At 54.4% G+C, this 3,320-nt stretch carries 3 protein-coding genes; 1 reads left to right on the top strand and 2 read right to left on the bottom strand.

All coding sequences use genetic code 11. The features are described 5' to 3' along the window. Positions 1-100 precede the first annotated feature (100 nt). Complete coding sequence (locus NB063_RS31835; protein ID WP_250933847.1) at positions 101-514, top strand: DoxX family protein; 414 nt, start codon at positions 101-103, stop codon at positions 512-514. Positions 515-645: 131 nt separating this feature from the next. On the opposite strand, the gene NB063_RS31830 is transcribed toward NB063_RS31835, so the two are convergent. After that, positions 646-2,232 (bottom strand): sulfatase family protein, encoded by a 1,587-nt coding sequence (locus NB063_RS31830; RefSeq protein WP_250933845.1) that lies wholly within the window; start codon positions 2,230-2,232, stop codon positions 646-648. A gap of 181 nt (positions 2,233-2,413) precedes the next feature. After that, positions 2,414-3,320, bottom strand: a 907-nt coding sequence (locus NB063_RS31825) for a sulfatase/phosphatase domain-containing protein (RefSeq protein ID WP_250933843.1), incomplete at its 5' end; no start/stop codon positions are given.

The raw sequence follows: 3,320 nt of genomic DNA, 5'->3' as shown, positions 1-3,320 counted from the left end.
GAATCACTTCTATGTACCTGTTTAGCGTTCTCGCCGGATTCGTGATCGCCACGTCAAATAAACCTGTTTTCTCTCCTTTCAACCAAACCAAACTAAAACCATGCTGCTTAGCACACCTAAACAAATTTCGATCGGACTGCTCCTCCTGCGTGTCGCGTTCGGCTGTCTGATGATGGTCCATGGCATTCAAAAGGTCATGGGGTATTCCGAAATGTCCAGCGTCTTCCCCGATCCGATCGGGGTCGGTAGTCAACTCAGTCTGATCATGGCGATCGGCGCGGAAGTCGGCTGTTCGATTTTATTGATCTTGGGGTTGGGAACGCGACTGGCGGTCTTGCCACTGGCGTTCACGATGATCATCGCACTGTTTGTCGTGCACGGAGGAGATCCTTGGAAGATGAAGGAACTTGCGGCATTGTACCTCACCGTCTATGCGGTCATCTTCGTCACCGGACCGGGGGAGCTGTCGCTCGACCAGAAACTGTTCGGTCAAGCGACACCCGACCCTGAGTGATTCAGGGCCTATCGGTCACGAGCAAACGCGGTTTGATCATTACGGTCAAGGGACGTCGATTGTTTTNNATCCTTCAGTAATACAATCGACGTCCCCTGACCGCGTCTCGATTATGGAGGAACGGCAGGTGTTTAGTTGTTTGCCTTTTGTTTCGTCCTGTTTGCACCTCGCGGCTTACGTTCCGGTTGCGTGTCTTCGCCGACTTCGTATTGTTCGCGAAGTCGCTCGAGTTCCGCGGTGAGTCTTTTGCGGATTCCCGCGTATTCGGGATTGTTGGCTTCGCTTTTGAGTTCGTTCGGGTCGCGGGTCAGGTCAAACAGTTCCCAGGTATCGATTTCGCCCCCGTCGTGATCGGGCCCGTAATAGTGGATCAGTTTATGTTGTCCGTCGGTGACGCCGAAATGTCGGTTCACCGAGTGGGCGCCGGGGAACTCGTAGTAGTGATAGTAAAACGATTTTCGCCAATCCGCAGGTGTTTCGCCTTGGAAGAGCGGCACGAGACTCGCGCCTTGCATGTCGGCCGGAATCTCAACGCCCGCCAGGTCGAGGAAGGTCTCGGCGAAGTCGAGGTTGGAGGTGATGTCCGTTTGATTGACGCTGCCGGGTTGAATAACGCCCGGCCATCGAGCGAGCAGAGGCGTTACGAGCGATTCTTCGTACATCCAACGTTTGTCGAACCATCCGTGTTCACCGAGGTACCACCCTTGGTCGGACGAATAAATGACAACGGTGTTTTCGGACAGACCGTTTTGATCAAGGTAGTCCAGCAAGCGACCGATTTCATCGTCGACCGACTTCACGCAGCGTAGGTAGTCTTTGACGTAACGTTGGTATTTCCACTTAATGATCTCGGTTTCGGTCATCGAATCACGCCGGGCCAAGTAGTCCGCATTTTTAGCCGCGTAGGCAGCGTTCCAGGTTTTCAATTGCTCCGGTGTGAGTCCGCGGGGCGTGTTGAGTTTGAGGTCGTTGTCGGTTAAGTCAAACGCAATCGACATGGTTTGGTTCGACGCTGGGCTTTCTCGCCCCTCGTAGTTGTCAAATAGCGTTTCGGGTTCCGCAATCTCCACATCGTCGAGCCAGTTGAGGTATTTAGGTGCCGGCATCCAGTTGCGGTGAGGTGCCTTGTGTTGGAACATCAACAAGAATGGTTTGTCTTTGTCACGTCCGTTCTCCATCCACTGCAGCGCCTTTTCGCCGATGATCTCGGTGGTGTACCCGACGTGTGGTTTTGTGACCGGTTTGCCGTTGGCATCGGCTGTGATCATCGGCGGGTTGTAGTAGGGGCCTTGGCCTTTGAGCACGTCGTAGTAGTCGTATCCTTGGGGCGTTGAGCCGAGGTGCCATTTGCCGATCACCGCGGTTTGGTAGCCAGACTTTTGCAGAAGTTTAGGAAAGGTCTGCTGGTCGCCGTTAAAAACGTTGCCGTTGCGAATGAAACCGTTGAGGTGGCTGTATTTTCCCGTTTGAATGACCGCGCGGCTGGGACCACAAATCCCGTTGGTCACGTAACACCGATCAAAACGCATTCCCTCGTGTGCGATGCGGTCCATGTTTGGCGTCGAGATGCGGCTGTCGTCATACGCACTCAATGCCTGCACGCAATGGTCATCGCTGAAAATGAACACAATGTTCGGGCGTTCCGCTGCGTTGATGGATTGGCATGTGGCGCACCACAGACTGGATGCGATCACGAGACAGGCAATGATTCGGTTCATGGTCATCAGCTAGGAAATGCGAGGTGGGGACTTGATTTCGATGGAATCTGGCACCGCATAGGATAACAGCTTTGCACCGTGCTTTCCTGCTTTCTGGTGAGCGGCTCTTCAGAACGCGGGATCCGAACCACACGAGGATGCAGCCTGCGTCTTGATCGTGTTGAGCGGCGGCGATGTGCCACTAATCGTCGCTGTCCAGAAAACGAAATTCGACGAAATAGGCTCCGCGTTCGTTTCCGGTGGATGCGTCTGTCAGCCATGTTTGTAGGAGCGAGTGGCCTTCGCTGAGCCGCACATCAAAGCTGACCGAGCTGTCCGCGGGGTAGACGGTTTTGGCGAGTTCCTGTTCGCCAATCGTTATTCGAGCGTGTTTCGCACGCATGGGAGCTTGGTTGTCATCGGGGAACCGCGAAATCCGTACCTTGTAACGTCCCCCTCGAACGACGTTGAGTGCCCAGAAGCCGTTGATCAGCAGGTTATCGTCAGCGAGTTGATCTTGCTTCCAGATCACGTTGTCCTTGGTCGGATGCCAATCTCGGACGGTCAATCGGATCGGGTATTCCTCCGGTGCACCGATTTGAAAACGTGTGTAGGCCGCGCCGTTCGAGAACACGTCACGGAAATATTGCTCATATTGCTTGGCAAGTGCATTGACCAGTTCCGGGTGAGCGGCGGCGACGTTTTCGGTTTGCGCCGGATCATTCGCAAGATCGTATAGCTCGCCATTAACCAAACGCCATCGCTCGGACAGGACGGCGTACTGTGGGTACTGTCGACGTTTGTGCGGTAGAGTCGCCATCTTCGGTTGGTCGGCTTGCCGCTCGACGAACATGGTTCGATCGTTCCATGCGGAAGCTTGTCCTTCCAAGAGCGGCACGATGTTGTGACCATCAAATGAGATCTCTCGCGGGAGTTGCAAGTCACATAACTCAACAAGTGTCGGTAACCAATCTCGGCATGATGTGAGTTTGTCGACATCGAGACCGGCTTGGAACCGTTTCGGCCAGCGAACGAAGCAAGGGACGCGGTGCCCGCCTTCGTATACTGAACCCTTCTTACCTCTCATGCCAGGGCGATTGCACGGTGAT

The organism is Aporhodopirellula aestuarii (genome assembly GCF_023701485.1).
Taxonomy (GTDB): Bacteria; Planctomycetota; Planctomycetia; order Pirellulales; family Pirellulaceae; genus Rhodopirellula; species Rhodopirellula aestuarii.
The sequence above is the reverse complement of the archived record's forward strand: the minus strand, read 5'-3'. Positions and strand labels throughout refer to the sequence as shown.